12 protein-coding genes are annotated in these 12,369 nt (G+C 68.8%); 7 read left to right on the plus strand and 5 right to left on the minus strand.

The genetic code is table 11. From position 1 onward, the window contains the following. Positions 1 to 151: 151 nt before the first annotated feature. The 5 genes from QRT05_RS02145 (at position 152) to QRT05_RS02165 (ending at position 5,428) form a co-directional block, all read left to right on the plus strand. Complete coding sequence (locus QRT05_RS02145; RefSeq protein WP_289444803.1) at positions 152 to 1,393, plus strand: branched-chain amino acid ABC transporter substrate-binding protein; 1,242 nt, start codon at positions 152 to 154, stop codon at positions 1,391 to 1,393. A 76-nt stretch (positions 1,394 to 1,469) separates the two neighbouring features. After that, the gene (locus QRT05_RS02150; RefSeq protein ID WP_289444804.1) at positions 1,470 to 2,507 is read left to right on the plus strand and encodes a branched-chain amino acid ABC transporter permease; all 1,038 of its coding nucleotides are present in this window, start codon (positions 1,470 to 1,472) and stop codon (positions 2,505 to 2,507) included. Next, positions 2,504 to 3,730: a branched-chain amino acid ABC transporter permease gene (locus tag QRT05_RS02155; RefSeq protein ID WP_289444806.1), complete on the plus strand. Its 1,227-nt coding sequence runs from the start codon at positions 2,504 to 2,506 to the stop codon at positions 3,728 to 3,730. The genes QRT05_RS02150 and QRT05_RS02155 overlap by 4 nt, the downstream gene beginning before the upstream one ends. Continuing rightward, positions 3,727 to 4,722: an ABC transporter ATP-binding protein gene (locus QRT05_RS02160; RefSeq protein ID WP_289444808.1), complete on the plus strand. Its 996-nt coding sequence runs from the start codon at positions 3,727 to 3,729 to the stop codon at positions 4,720 to 4,722. The genes QRT05_RS02155 and QRT05_RS02160 overlap by 4 nt, the downstream gene beginning before the upstream one ends. After that, positions 4,709 to 5,428 (plus strand): ABC transporter ATP-binding protein, encoded by a 720-nt coding sequence (locus tag QRT05_RS02165; RefSeq protein WP_289444810.1) that lies wholly within the window; start codon positions 4,709 to 4,711, stop codon positions 5,426 to 5,428. The genes QRT05_RS02160 and QRT05_RS02165 overlap by 14 nt, the downstream gene beginning before the upstream one ends. Before the next feature lie 77 nt (positions 5,429 to 5,505). Here QRT05_RS02165 and rplI read toward each other — a convergent pair whose 3' ends face one another. The 5 genes from rplI to QRT05_RS02190 form a co-directional block, all read right to left on the minus strand. Continuing rightward, a complete protein-coding gene (gene rplI, locus QRT05_RS02170) occupies positions 5,506 to 5,955 on the minus strand; it encodes a 50S ribosomal protein L9 (RefSeq protein WP_289444812.1) in 450 nt (149 codons plus the stop codon). A gap of 14 nt (positions 5,956 to 5,969) precedes the next feature. After that, positions 5,970 to 6,206 carry a 30S ribosomal protein S18 gene (rpsR, locus tag QRT05_RS02175; RefSeq protein WP_028051084.1) on the minus strand — a complete coding sequence of 79 codons (237 nt, stop codon included), beginning with the start codon at positions 6,204 to 6,206 and terminating at the stop codon, positions 5,970 to 5,972. 83 nt (positions 6,207 to 6,289) lie between these two features. Further along, positions 6,290 to 6,799, minus strand: a complete 510-nt coding sequence (locus QRT05_RS02180; RefSeq protein WP_289444818.1) for a single-stranded DNA-binding protein — start codon at positions 6,797 to 6,799, stop codon at positions 6,290 to 6,292. Between the two features lie 90 nt (positions 6,800 to 6,889). Then, complete coding sequence (rpsF, locus tag QRT05_RS02185; protein ID WP_123371858.1) at positions 6,890 to 7,183, minus strand: 30S ribosomal protein S6; 294 nt, start codon at positions 7,181 to 7,183, stop codon at positions 6,890 to 6,892. Positions 7,184 to 7,361: 178 nt separating this feature from the next. Further along, positions 7,362 to 9,677, minus strand: a complete 2,316-nt coding sequence (locus tag QRT05_RS02190) for a transglycosylase domain-containing protein (protein WP_289444825.1) — start codon at positions 9,675 to 9,677, stop codon at positions 7,362 to 7,364. 552 nt (positions 9,678 to 10,229) lie between these two features. On the opposite strand from QRT05_RS02190, the gene QRT05_RS02195 reads away from it, so the two are divergent. Both QRT05_RS02195 and QRT05_RS02200 read left to right on the plus strand, forming a co-directional pair. Next, entirely contained in the window at positions 10,230 to 10,877 is a 648-nt protein-coding gene (locus QRT05_RS02195; protein WP_289444827.1) for a PadR family transcriptional regulator, read from the plus strand. Further along, the gene (locus QRT05_RS02200; protein ID WP_289444830.1) at positions 10,874 to 11,965 is read left to right on the plus strand and encodes an inositol-3-phosphate synthase; all 1,092 of its coding nucleotides are present in this window, start codon (positions 10,874 to 10,876) and stop codon (positions 11,963 to 11,965) included. Before QRT05_RS02195 ends, QRT05_RS02200 begins: the two co-directional genes overlap by 4 nt. The last annotated feature ends 404 nt before the right edge of the window (positions 11,966 to 12,369 follow it).

Consider the following 12,369-nt stretch of genomic DNA (forward strand, 5'->3'; position numbering starts at 1 on the left):
CGTCGTCGGTGCCTGATCGTGACTTTGCTTGCGCCAGACGTAACTAGCCGGTAACTCTGTCGCCCTACGGTGCAGCCAGCCCTGGCACGCACGCAGCCGGGACACAGGCGTCGGCATCGGTGACCTGTGCACACCCCCACGGAGGTAGCTCATGCGTAGATCCACCCCGACGATGACGGGCGCAGCGCTCGTGCTCGTCGCCGGCCTTGTGCTGGCTGGCTGTTCCTCGAAGGACGACTCGAAGGACGCAGCGGCACCCTCGGGGAGCACCAGCGCCGAGGCGCCGTCGGGCGCGCTCAGCATCCAGCCCCAGGTGCAGATCGACACCAAGGGTGCCGAGGTCCCCGCCGCGGACACGTCGAACGCCGCCGACCCGGCCGGCGACGGCTCCGCCAAGTGCGACCCGGTCTCGATCGGCATGGCCGGCGCCCTCACCGGCCCGAACGCCGCGCTCGGCATCAACATCCTGAACGGCGCCAAGCTGGCCGTGGACGCGCACAACGCCGCGAACCCCGACTGCCAGGTCACCGTCAAGGAGTTCGACACGGAGGGTGACCCGCAGAAGGCCACCCAGGTGGCGCCGACGATCGTCGGCGACGCGAGCATCATCGGACTGCTCGGCCCCGCGTTCTCGGGTGAGACCGCGGCCGTCGGCCCCGTCTTCTCGCAGGCCGGCCTGCTCTCGCTGACGGCCTCGGCCACCAACCCGGACCTCGTCAAGAACGGCTGGACGAACTTCTTCCGCGGTCTCGCCAACGACGCCGTCCAGGGTCCGTCCGTCGCTGCCTACATGGTCAACACCCTCAAGTACGCCAAGGTCTGCGTCGTCCAGGACGACTCCGACTACGGCGTGGGCCTGGCTACCGAGATCACCAAGGGCCTCGGCGCCGCGGCGGACGCGAACTGCGCCGCCAAGGTCAAGACCGGTGACAAGGACTTCTCCGCCACGGTCCAGATCATCAAGGGCGAGTCGCCCGACGCGGTGTTCTACGCCGGCTACTACGCCGAGGGCGCGCCGTTCGCGGCACAGCTCAAGGAGAGCGGCGTGACGGCGGCCTTCGTCTCGGCCGACGGCACCAACGACCCGCAGTTCGTCAAGCAGGCCGGCTCGGCGGCCAAGGACGCCTACCTCAGCTGCCCGTGCGGCCCGGCGCCCGAGAAGTTCGCGGCCGACTACAAGGCCAAGTTCAACCAGGACTCGGGCGTGTACTCCGTCGAGGCCTACGACCTCGCGACGATCATGCTCAAGGGCATCGACTCGGGCGTCAAGGACCGTGCCGGCCTGGTCGACTTCGTCAAGAACTACGACGGTGACGGCCTTGCCCGCCACTACAAGTGGAACGCTGACGGCGAGCTCGCCTCGGCGCTGATCTGGATCTACCAGGTCAAGTGATGACGACACGGCGGCCGGGTTCCTACGGGGCCCGGCCGCCGTGCTGCACCGCCCCTTCCACACTGCTAGGAGCAACATGAGCGCCGTTCAAACGGTCGGCCAGGTCATGGCCGACGGGGTGATCGATTTCGACATCGGTTCCCTGGGCCGCAACTTCTGGGCCCTCACCATCGACGGGCTCACCTACGGCTCGATCTACGCCCTGGTCGCCGTGGGCTACACGCTCGTCTACGGCGTGCTGAGACTCATCAACTTCGCCCACTCCGAGATCTTCATGCTCGGCATGTTCGGGCAGTACGCGGTTCTCATGCTGCTGGGGTTCACCCCTCGCGGTGACGCGTACGACGAGGGCACGGTCCTGACCGTCGTCTACCTGCTGCTCGCCATGATCGGGGGCATGATCGTCTCCGGCAGCGCGGCGGTGGGGCTGGAGCGCGTCGCCTACCGACCCCTGCGCAAGCGCGGTGCACCGTCGCTGGTCTTCCTGATCACCGCGATCGGCGCCTCGTTCGTCATCCAGGAGTTCGTGCACTTCATCCTGCCGAAGCTCACCAACGACAAGCTGGGCGGCGTCAACGCCCAGCAGCCGATCCGGCTCGTGGTGCCCTCGGTCCAGTTCAGCGTGTTCGGCGCCGACGTCACCAACGTCGAGATCGTGATCGTGGTCGCCGCGATCGTCCTGGCGGTCGCCACCGAGCGCTTCGTGACTCTCACCAAGTTCGGCCGCGGCATCCGCGCCGTCGCACAGGACCCCGTCACCGCGACGCTCATGGGCGTGTCCCGTGAGCGCGTCATCATGCTGACGTTCCTCATCGGCGGTCTGCTCGCCGGTGCGGCCGCCATGCTCTACACGCTGCGGGTCCCCAGCGGGATCATCTACTCGGGAGGCTTCATCCTCGGCATCAAGGCGTTCAGCGCCGCGGTGCTCGGCGGCATCGGCAACCTGCGCGGCGCACTCCTCGGCGGCCTGCTGCTGGGTGTCATGGAGCTCTACGGGCAGGCCCTGTTCGGCACCGAGTGGCGCGACGTCGTCGCCTTCGTCGTGCTGATCCTGGTGCTGATGATCCGACCTACCGGCATCCTGGGCGAGTCCCTCGGGAGGGCACGAGCATGAGCACCGACTCCACCAGACCCGCTCTGCAGCTCAGCTTCAGCGACAAGCTGCGCCTGTGGTGGGACGCGCTCGCTCGGCCCACGCAGTGGGCGGTCGGCGTTCCCTTCATCATCCTCATCGCTCTGCTGCCGATCATCAAGCCACCGCTGCTCACGACGGTCGGCACCGACTTCGGCAGCGTCCTGGCGCAGTTCGGCATGTTCGCGCTGCTCGCCATCGGCCTCAACGTCGTCGTCGGCCAGGCGGGCCTGCTCGACCTCGGTTACGTCGGCTTCTACGCCATCGGTGCCTACACCGTCGCCCTGGTCACCAGCCCGGTCAGCCCGTGGAACCTCACGGACGACTGGCTCGCGCAGGACTGGGCGTGGCTGTTCGCGGTCCCGGTCGCGATCGCGTTCACCGCGGTGTCGGGCCTGATCCTGGGCACGCCGACGCTGCGTCTGCGCGGGGACTACCTCGCCATCGTCACGCTCGGGTTCGGCGAGATCGTGCGCCTGCTGGCGGACAACCTCACCAACATCACGCGCGGCGGCCAGGGCCTGACCCAGGTCGCCTACCCCGTGGTCGGTGTCTCCGAGGAGCGGCCCAACGGCATCTTCTCGGCGGGCAACACCATCGCGCCGCTCAACTCGGGCACGTGGTGGTTCTGGCTGAGCATCGTGCTGATCATCGTGGTGCTGCTCATCGTGGGGAACCTCGAGCGGTCCCGCGTCGGACGCGCCTGGGTCGCCATCCGTGAGGACGAGGACGCGGCCGAGATCATGGGCGTGCCGACGTTCAAGTTCAAGCTGTGGGCGTTCATCATCGGCGCGTCGATCGGCGGCCTGTCCGGCGCGCTCTACGCGGGGCAGGTGCAGTTCGTCGTGCCGGGCTCGTTCAACGTCATCAACTCGATGCTGTTCCTGTGCGCCGTGGTCCTCGGCGGCCAGGGCAACAAGCTGGGCGTGATCCTGGGCGCGTTCATCATCGTGTACCTGCCCAACTTCTTCCTGGGTCGCACGGAGCTGCTCGGCATCCCGATCAACGGTGACGACATCGCCGACTACAAGTACCTGTTCTTCGGCATCGCCCTCGTGGTGCTCATGATCTTCCGGCCGCAGGGACTCATCCCGGCGAGGCAGAAGCTGCTCGCGTACGGCCGGCCCATCTACGTCGCCACGCGCAAGGCGGCGCTCGCGCTCTCGCGCAAGCCCGCCGTCGAGACCAAGGGAGGTGCCCGATGAGCAACCCCGGAGGCATCGGGGCCGGCTCCGAGCACGACGAGGAGTTCCGCAGCACCGAGGAGATGGTCGGCGGCTCGATCGCCGAGGAGTACCTGCCGGACGGCGGTGTCGAGGAGGGCGTGGAGATCGACCTCGCCGCCGTGGACCCCGGCCTGGCGGACGCTTCGCACGTCGCGGAGGTCGTGGCCTCGGACCGGACCATCCACGCGTCCGTGGGCGAGCCGCTGCTGCAGATGCAGGGCGTGACGGTGAAGTTCGGCGGCCTCACGGCACTCGACGACGTCACGTTCGACATCCGGCGTGGTGAGATCCTCGGACTGATCGGGCCCAACGGCGCCGGCAAGACGACGTGCTTCAACACGATGTCGGGCATCTACCGCCCCACGTCCGGCAACGTGCTGTTCGACGGCAGGCCCATCGGCGCCGTCAAGCGCAACCAGATCACGCGGCTCGGCATCGCCCGCACGTTCCAGAACATCCGCCTGTTCTCCGACATGACGGCGCTCGAGAACGTCGTCGTGGGCACGGACGCCCGGCACCGCACCTCGGTGCCGGGAGCGATCTTCCGCAGCTCGCGGCACCGGCACGAGGAGCACGACGCCCTCGACCGCGCGATGGCGCTCCTCGAGTTCGTGGGGATCGGCAGCCGTGCCACCGAGAAGTCGCGCAACCTGTCCTACGGCGACCAGCGCAGGCTCGAGATCGCCCGCGCGCTCGCCACGCAGCCCAAGCTGCTCTGCCTGGACGAGCCGGCCGCGGGGTTCAACCCGGCCGAGAAGCAGGCCCTCATGGACCTGATCCGCAAGATCCGCGACGACGGCTTCACCGTGCTCCTCATCGAGCACGACATGCGCCTCGTGATGGGCGTGACCGACCGTGTGGTGGTGCTGGAGTTCGGCCGCAAGATCGCCGACGGACTGCCGTCCGAGGTGGCGTCCGACCCCGCCGTCATCGCTGCCTACCTGGGGGTGCCCGACGATGCCACTGCTTGAGCTCAAGGACCTGACGGTCTCCTACGACCGCATCGAGGCCGTGCGTGGCATCTCGCTCACCGTCGAGGACGGCGAGCTGGTCACGCTGATCGGCGCCAACGGCGCCGGCAAGACGACGACGATGCGCGCGATCTCCGGGATTCGCCCGGTGGCGCGCGGGTCGGTCTGGTTCGACGGCCAGGACATCACGCGCATGAAGGCGCACGAGCGGGTCACGGCGGGCATCGTCCAGGCGCCCGAGGGCCGCGGGGTGTTCCCCGGCATGACAGTCGTCGAGAACCTGGAGATGGGGTCGTACTCGCGCACGTTCAAGACGAAGGCGGAGCACGACTCGACGGTCGAGCGCGTGTTCGACCTGTTCCCGCGCCTGCTCGAGCGACGCAGCCAGGTGGGCGGCACGCTGTCCGGCGGCGAGCAGCAGATGCTCGCCATCGGCCGCGCGCTGATGGCCCGCCCGCGGCTGCTGCTGCTCGACGAGCCGTCGATGGGCCTCGCGCCGCTCGTGATCCAGCAGATCTTCCGGATCATCACGGAGATCAACAAGGAGGGGACCACGATCCTGCTCGTCGAGCAGAACGCGCAGCAGGCGCTGTCCCGCTCCGACCGCGCGTACATCCTGGAGACCGGTGAGGTCACCACCTCCGGCAAGGGCAAGGACCTGCTCGCCGACCCGGCCGTCAAGCAGGCCTATCTCGGCGTCGCCTGAGTCGCCACCACGTACGACGAAGCGCCCCGCTCCGGATCACTCCGGGGCGGGGCGCTTCACGTCGGTCAGAGCTCAGCTCAGGCGGCGACGACCTTCACGGTCACCGTCGCGGCCACGTCTGCGTGCAGACGGACCGAGACCTTGTACTCGCCCAGGGCCTTGATCGGCTGACCGATCTCGACCTTGCGCTTGTCGATCTGCGGCGCGCCCGACGCCTTGACCGCGGCAGCGATCTCGGCGGTGGTGACGGCACCGAACAGGCGACCGGCCTCGCCGGCCTTGGCGCTCACGACGACGGGCTTCGACTGCAGCGAGTCGCGGATCGCCTTGGCGTCGTCGAGCGTGGCGATCTCGCGCGCCTTGCGGGCACGACGGATCGCGGTGATGTCCTTCTCGGCACCCTTGGTCCACGGCGTGGCCAGGCTGCGCGGGATGAGGTAGTTCCGGGCGTACCCGTCCTTCACCTCGACGACGTCACCCGGGGCACCGAGTCCGGTGACCTCGTGGGTCAGGATGATCTTGGCCATGAGAGTCCCCTTCCTCAGCGAGCCGACGACGAGTACGGCAGCAGGGCCATCTCGCGGGCGTTCTTGACAGCGCGCGCGATCGCACGCTGCTCCTGGACGGACACACCGGTCACTCGACGCGCACGGATCTTCCCGCGGTCGGAGATGAACTTGCGCAGCAGCGCAGTGTCCTTGTAGTCGACGACGTCGATCTTCGCCGCCTTGAGCGGGTTCTGCTTCTTCTTGGGCTTACGGACCACGGCCTTAGCCATCGTGGTGCTCCTCCTTGGTGGAGTGGAGCCCCGGGCGTTGCCGTGCCCGGGGATGGGGGTCTTGTCTGGGGGTTACCGAGGGATCAGAACGGGGGCTCGTCGGAGTAGCCGCCGGCACCACCCGCGGGCGTGGCCCACGGGTCGTCCTGCTGGCTGCCACCACCGGAGTTGCCGCCGCCCTGGCCGCCGCCGTAGCCACCGCCGCCGCCGAAGCCGCCGCCACCCGAACGCTGGGTCCGGGTGACCTTGGCCGTGGCGTAGCGGAGCGACGGGCCGACCTCGTCGACCTGCAGCTCGACCACGGTTCGCTTCTCGCCCTCACGGGTCTCGTACGAACGCTGGACGAGCCGGCCGGTCACGATGACGCGGGTGCCCTTGGTGAGCGACTCGGCGACCGACTCGGCCGCCTCCCGCCAGATCGAGCAGCGCATGAACAGCGTGTCGCCGTCCTTCCACTCGTTGCTCTGGCGGTCGAACGTGCGGGGAGTGGATGCGACGGTGAAGTTGGCCACCGCTGCCCCCGACGGGGTGAAGCGCAGCTCAGGGTCCCCCGTGAGGTTCCCGATCACCGTGATGACGGTCTCGCCGGCCATGCCATCTCCTCGTTCGTTCGATTACGTCGTGTGTGGTCGATGCGCACGCTATCCGGGTCGGCTGACACGCGGGAGCGGTTGCGCACAGACTCAGGCGTCGGCGCGAAGGACCTTGGTCCGCAGGACGACCTCGTTGAGGCCGAGCTGACGGTCGAGCTCCTTGGCAGTGGCGGGCGTAGCCTTGAAGTCGACGACGGCGTAGATGCCCTCGGACTTCTTCTTGATGTCGTACGCCAGGCGGCGCCGACCCCAGATGTCGACCTTGTCGACGGAGCCACCGTCGGTCGTGATGACCGACAGGTACTTGTCGAGCGAGGGAGCGACGGTGCGCTCCTCGATCTCGGGGTCGAGGATGATCATGATCTCGTACGGACGCAGGCTCATACCCACCTCCTCTGGTCTTCGCGGTCACGGTCGATCCGTGACAGGAGGGTTCTCGTGCGTCGCTGCGGGACGAGGAGACCTCGTCGGGCTCCCGCGCTCGACCGATGGCGGACGAGTGATGCGGGCACAGCAGTGTTCAAGCCTACCGGGCAGGGCCGGTCAGCCCGAAATCGTGGGGTCAGGGGGCGTCGGCCTCTTGCGTGGGCGACGGGTCCGGATCCGGCTTCTTGGTGGGCTTGGGCGTCTGCGTCGGGGCGGACGTCGGCTCCTGGGTGGGAGTCGGCTTCTGCGTCGGCTTCGGCTTGGGGCCGGTCGAGATGACGATGGTGACCGTCCCGCCCGGCTCCACCTTCGAGCCCTCGCCGGGCTCGGTGCGGATCACGCGGCCGACGACCACGGTGTCGGAGTACTCCGAGGAGATCGCCGGGACGAGGCCGGCAGCGGCGAGCAGGCTCGTCGCGTCGGACTGGAGCTTGCCCACGAGGCCGCTGGGCACCGTGACGCTCGTCGGCTCGGCGGTCTCGGTCGGCGTGGGCGTGCTCGACGGCGTGCTCGTCGGCGTCGGACGTGCCGTCGGCGTCGGTCCGACGTTGGCGCGCTCGGGGAACTGCACGATCTTGGAGTACTGCGGCAGCTCGAAGACCTTGCCCATGGTGGTGGCCCAGATCTGTGCCGGGAGCGTGCCGCCGGTGACCTCGCCCTGCGCCAGGGTCTCGTAGCCCACCGGGGAGATCGAGTCCTGCGCCTTGCCGTCGACGCCCACCTGGCTCAGCGCCACCGCGGTCGCGATCTGCGGTGTGAAGCCCACGAACCACGAGGCACGGTTGTCGGTCGTCGTGCCCGTCTTGCCGGCGATCGGACGGCCGAGCGGCTTGACCCACTTCTCGCCCGAGCCACGCTCGACCACCTGCGTCATCGCGTAGGTGGCATCGGCGATGACGTCCTTCTTGAACGCCTTCGTGGCCTTGGGGTTGGCGGTGAACGCGACGGAGCCGTCGCTGTTCTCCACCGAGTCGACGATGTACTGGTCGTGGTGCACGCCGCGCGCGGCGAGCGTGGCGTAGGCGCCCGCCATGTCGATCGGGTGCACGGTCGCGGTGCCGAGGACGTTGGAGGGCACGGCCGGGATCGGGGTCGTCACCCCGGCGCGGTCGGCGACGTCGACCGTCTTGTCCGCGCCGACGTCGATGTTGAGCTTGGCGTAGACCGTGTTGACCGAGTTGGCGGTCGCCGTGGAGAGGTCGATGTAGCCGAAGCTCTGGTTCCCGAAGTTCTGGACCGGCTTGGTGCCGTTCTCCCACTCGGGGAAGGTCTGCGGGCTGTGGCCGTTGTAGCGCGTGGTGAGCGTCTTGCCGTTCTCGAGCCCCGCGATGAGCGTGAACGGCTTGAAGGTCGAGCCGGCCTGGATCTGGTCGACCGTCGCGCGGTTGACCTGGTCCTTGATGAAGTCCCGGCCGCCGTACAGGCCGACGATCGCGCCGCTGGACGGGTCGATCGAGGCCATCGCGACCTTGGTGCGCTTGTTCGGCGTGCGGTCCTTCTTCGAGTCGCCGTCGACGAGCTTGCCCGTGAAGAAGTCCTTCGCGGTGGAGTTCATGTCGTCCTGCACCGGCTTCTGGATCGTGGTGACCACGGAGTAGCCCCCGCGCATCAGCTCGTCCTTGGTGAGGTGCATGGGACCGGCCGCGAGCTCCTTCTCGACCATCGTCAGCAGGTAGCCCTTGGGACCGCGGTAGAGCTCGGTCCGCTTGTACTCCACGGTCTCGGGGAAGGTGAGCTTCGCGCGCTCCGCGGCGGTGACCCAGTCCTTCTCCTGCATGCCGTCCAGCACGATGTTCCAGCGCTGCTCCGCCTTGGCGGCGTCGACCGCCGGGTCCCAGTTGTTGGGCGACGGGATCACCGCTGCCAGGAGCGCGGCCTGCGAGAGGGTCAGGTCCTTGGCGTCGACGCCGAAGTACGCCTGCGCGGCCGACTGGATGCCGTAGGAGTCGCGGCCGAAGTAGATGGTGTTGAGGTAGCCGCCGAGGATCTCCTCCTTGGACTGCGTGCGCGCGATCTTCACCGCGAGCAGCGCCTCGCGGGCCTTGCCCACGTAGTCCGTCGTCGTCTTGTCGACGTAGTACCGCTCCACGTACTGCTGCGTCAGGGTCGACCCGCCCTGGGTCGTGCCGTCGTTGCTGGTCACGTTGTGCAGCAGCGCGCGGCCCATGCCGGTGATCGAGATGCCGGAGTTCTCGAAGAACGACCGGTCCTCGCCGGCCACGACCGCGCGGCCCACGTGGGCGGGGAGCGTGTCGTAGTCGACGATCTGACGCTTCTGGATCGCGTACGTGCCCATGACGGCACCGCGCGAGCCGTCCGCGTTCGGCGCGTAGTAGATGGTCGACGTCTGCGCGTTGGTGTCCTCGCCGGGCTCCGGCACGTCGATCGTCGCGTAGGCCGCGACCACCGCGCCCAGCCCCAGGAACGCCGCGCCCAGGATCGTGCCGAGCACGACGCGCCACGACGGGAGCCAACGGTGCAGGCCGTGCAGCCCGGAGCGCGGGTAGTCGAAGAAGCGTCGCTTCCCCTGAGCTGTGCCGGCTGCGCCCGCCGCGGCCGCCGGTGCAGCCGTGCGGGCGCCGCGGGACGAGCTGCGACGGGACCGCGGGGGAGCGGACCTCGAGTTCGACGAGCCTGCCAACGTGCTGCCTTCCTGACGACGACCGGGGGGCCGCGCGCCCGGTCGAGTCCGGGCAGCAAGCAGCCGCGAGCCCAAGTATGGGGGAGGGACCTCGACGACTTCCTGGCCAGGGCGACGCCTTCACACGATCGGCACCGGCTTGGCCACACACCGCCGCAGAAGACGCGCCGCGATGTGGCGTGGGCCACTTTCTGCACGTCAGAGGCCTGGACTTCGGTCCTGAGACGCGCACCACGGCGCGGCGGACTTGTTCTGGGACGCGCATGCGACATAGTCTGCGGATGTATCGAGTTGATACATCGACTCACGCCGCGCCCCGTCCGGGCCGTCGGCAGACTCTAGCCCCATCCGAGGAGGTGCCCCGTGCGCGGTCGTTCCGACGTGCTCGAGCCGGCCATCCTCGGGCTGCTGCACGAGTCGCCCATGCACGGGTACGAGCTGCGCAAGCGCCTCAACCTGGTGCTCGGCTCGTTCCGTGCACTGTCCTACGGCTCGCTCTACCCCTGCCTCAAGTCGCTCGTCGAGCGGCAGTGGATCGTGGGCACCGAGTCGTCGGCGGACGGCGGCCACGGGGTCAGCAAGCGCGCCCGCATCGTCTACCAGCTGACGGCCGACGGCAAGGAGCACCTGCAGCAGGTGCTCGCGCAGTCCGGCCCCTCCACCTGGGAGGACGAGAACTTCGACGTCCGGTTCGCCTTCTTCGCGCAGACGGACTCGGAGACCAGGCTTCGGATCCTCGAGGGTCGGCGCACGCGCCTGACCGAACGCCTCGAGACGGTCCGACAGTCCGTCGCCCGCACCCGCGAGCGCATGGACGAGTACACGCTCGAGCTGCAGCGCCACGGCCTGGACCAGGTCGAGCGTGAGGTCCGTTGGCTCGACGGGCTCATCGACAACGAGCGCGGCCGACGCCGCGTGCGTCCCACTGGCAACGGTCACCCGACCGATGCCGCTTCCACCGTCGCGGACCCGAGCGTCCCGGCGCGAACCACCGAGAAGGAGCGAGGATGACCTCCATCCGCGTCGCCATCGTCGGCGTCGGCAACTGCGCCGCGTCGCTCGTCCAGGGCGTCCACTACTACGCCGACGCCGACCCGAACGGGACCGTCCCCGGTCTCATGCACGTGCAGTTCGGTGACTACCACGTGCGTGACATCGAGTTCGTGGCTGCGTTCGACGTCGACGCCAAGAAGGTCGGCTTCGACCTCTCGGAGGCCATCGGCGCCTCGGAGAACAACACCATCAAGATCGCCGACGTCCCGCCGCTCGGCGTGACCGTTCAGCGTGGCCACACGCTCGACGGCATCGGCAAGTACTACGCGCAGACCATCGAGGAGTCGGACGCCGAGCCGGTCGACATCGTCGCCGCCCTGCGCGAGGCCCGCGTCGACGTCCTCATCTGCTACCTGCCCGTCGGCTCGGAGCAGGCCGCGAAGTTCTACGCGCAGGCCGCGATCGACGCCAACGTCGCGTTCGTCAACGCCCTGCCGGTCTTCATCGCGTCCGACCCCGAGTGGGCCGCGAAGTTCGAGGCCGCCGGTGTCCCGATCGTCGGCGACGACATCAAGTCGCAGGTCGGCGCGACCATCACGCACCGCGTGCTCGCGAAGCTGTTCGAGGACCGCGGCGTCGTGCTGGACCGCACCTACCAGCTCAACGTCGGCGGCAACATGGACTTCAAGAACATGCTCGAGCGCGAGCGCCTGGAGTCCAAGAAGGTCTCGAAGACGCAGGCCGTCACCTCCAACCTGTCCGGCCCGCTGGGCGGCAAGAAGGAGGACCGCAACGTCCACATCGGCCCGTCGGACTACGTCGCCTGGCTCGACGACCGCAAGTGGGCCTACGTGCGCCTCGAGGGTCGCGCGTTCGGCGAGGTGCCCCTGAACCTCGAGTACAAGCTCGAGGTCTGGGACTCGCCCAACTCGGCCGGCATCATCATCGACGCCCTGCGCGCCGCGAAGATCGCCAAGGACCGCGGCGTCGGTGGCCCGATCCTGTCGGCCTCGACGTACTTCATGAAGTCCCCGCCGGTCCAGATGGAGGACACCCTGGGCCGCGCCCAGCTGGAGGCCTTCATCGCTGGTGAGAACGAGCGCTGACACCAGTCACCGCGTGACGAAGGGCCCCTGCCGACTCGGCAGGGGCCCTTCGCCGTTCCCGAGGCGGACACCCACCCGCGCGCCGCACCCGAGCGGAGCCCCTGGGCCTCCTCCACCACTGGGCAGCGTTGTTCCCGCCTGACGGGACGTTTGCTGCCCACCGAGCCGCCACCGCCCGCGCCGCCGTGGCCGGGCGCCGCACGCGACGTCGTGGGCAGCGTTGTTCCCGCCTGACGGGACGTTTGCTGCCCACGGAGCCGTTGCGGCACCGTAACCTCCCCGCGTCGAGGCGCTGACAACCCGCGGAGCAGCTCGGCTGTCCACAGGCAGCGGCGAGGGCCCAGCGGCCCGGGCGCGAAACCACGACGATCGCGGCATGCGACCAGCCGCGAGAGACAGCCCGA

The organism is Cellulomonas edaphi (assembly GCF_030362815.1).
Lineage (GTDB): Bacteria > Actinomycetota > Actinomycetes > Actinomycetales > Cellulomonadaceae > Cellulomonas > Cellulomonas edaphi.

What these genes read in the sequence shown, in the direction of transcription:
- QRT05_RS02145 (WP_289444803.1), top strand. Translation starts at nt 152, where the DNA reads ATGCGTAGATCCACCCCGACGATGACGGGCGCAGCGCTCGTGCTCGTC.
- QRT05_RS02150 (WP_289444804.1), top strand. Translation starts at nt 1,470, where the DNA reads ATGAGCGCCGTTCAAACGGTCGGCCAGGTCATGGCCGACGGGGTGATC.
- QRT05_RS02155 (WP_289444806.1), top strand. Translation starts at nt 2,504, where the DNA reads ATGAGCACCGACTCCACCAGACCCGCTCTGCAGCTCAGCTTCAGCGAC.
- QRT05_RS02160 (WP_289444808.1), top strand. Translation starts at nt 3,727, where the DNA reads ATGAGCAACCCCGGAGGCATCGGGGCCGGCTCCGAGCACGACGAGGAG.
- QRT05_RS02165 (WP_289444810.1), top strand. Translation starts at nt 4,709, where the DNA reads ATGCCACTGCTTGAGCTCAAGGACCTGACGGTCTCCTACGACCGCATC.
- rplI (WP_289444812.1), bottom strand. Translation starts at nt 5,955, where the DNA reads ATGGCCAAGATCATCCTGACCCACGAGGTCACCGGACTCGGTGCCCCG.
- rpsR (WP_028051084.1), bottom strand. Translation starts at nt 6,206, where the DNA reads ATGGCTAAGGCCGTGGTCCGTAAGCCCAAGAAGAAGCAGAACCCGCTC.
- QRT05_RS02180 (WP_289444818.1), bottom strand. Translation starts at nt 6,799, where the DNA reads ATGGCCGGCGAGACCGTCATCACGGTGATCGGGAACCTCACGGGGGAC.
- rpsF (WP_123371858.1), bottom strand. Translation starts at nt 7,183, where the DNA reads ATGAGCCTGCGTCCGTACGAGATCATGATCATCCTCGACCCCGAGATC.
- QRT05_RS02200 (WP_289444830.1), top strand. Translation starts at nt 10,874, where the DNA reads ATGACCTCCATCCGCGTCGCCATCGTCGGCGTCGGCAACTGCGCCGCG.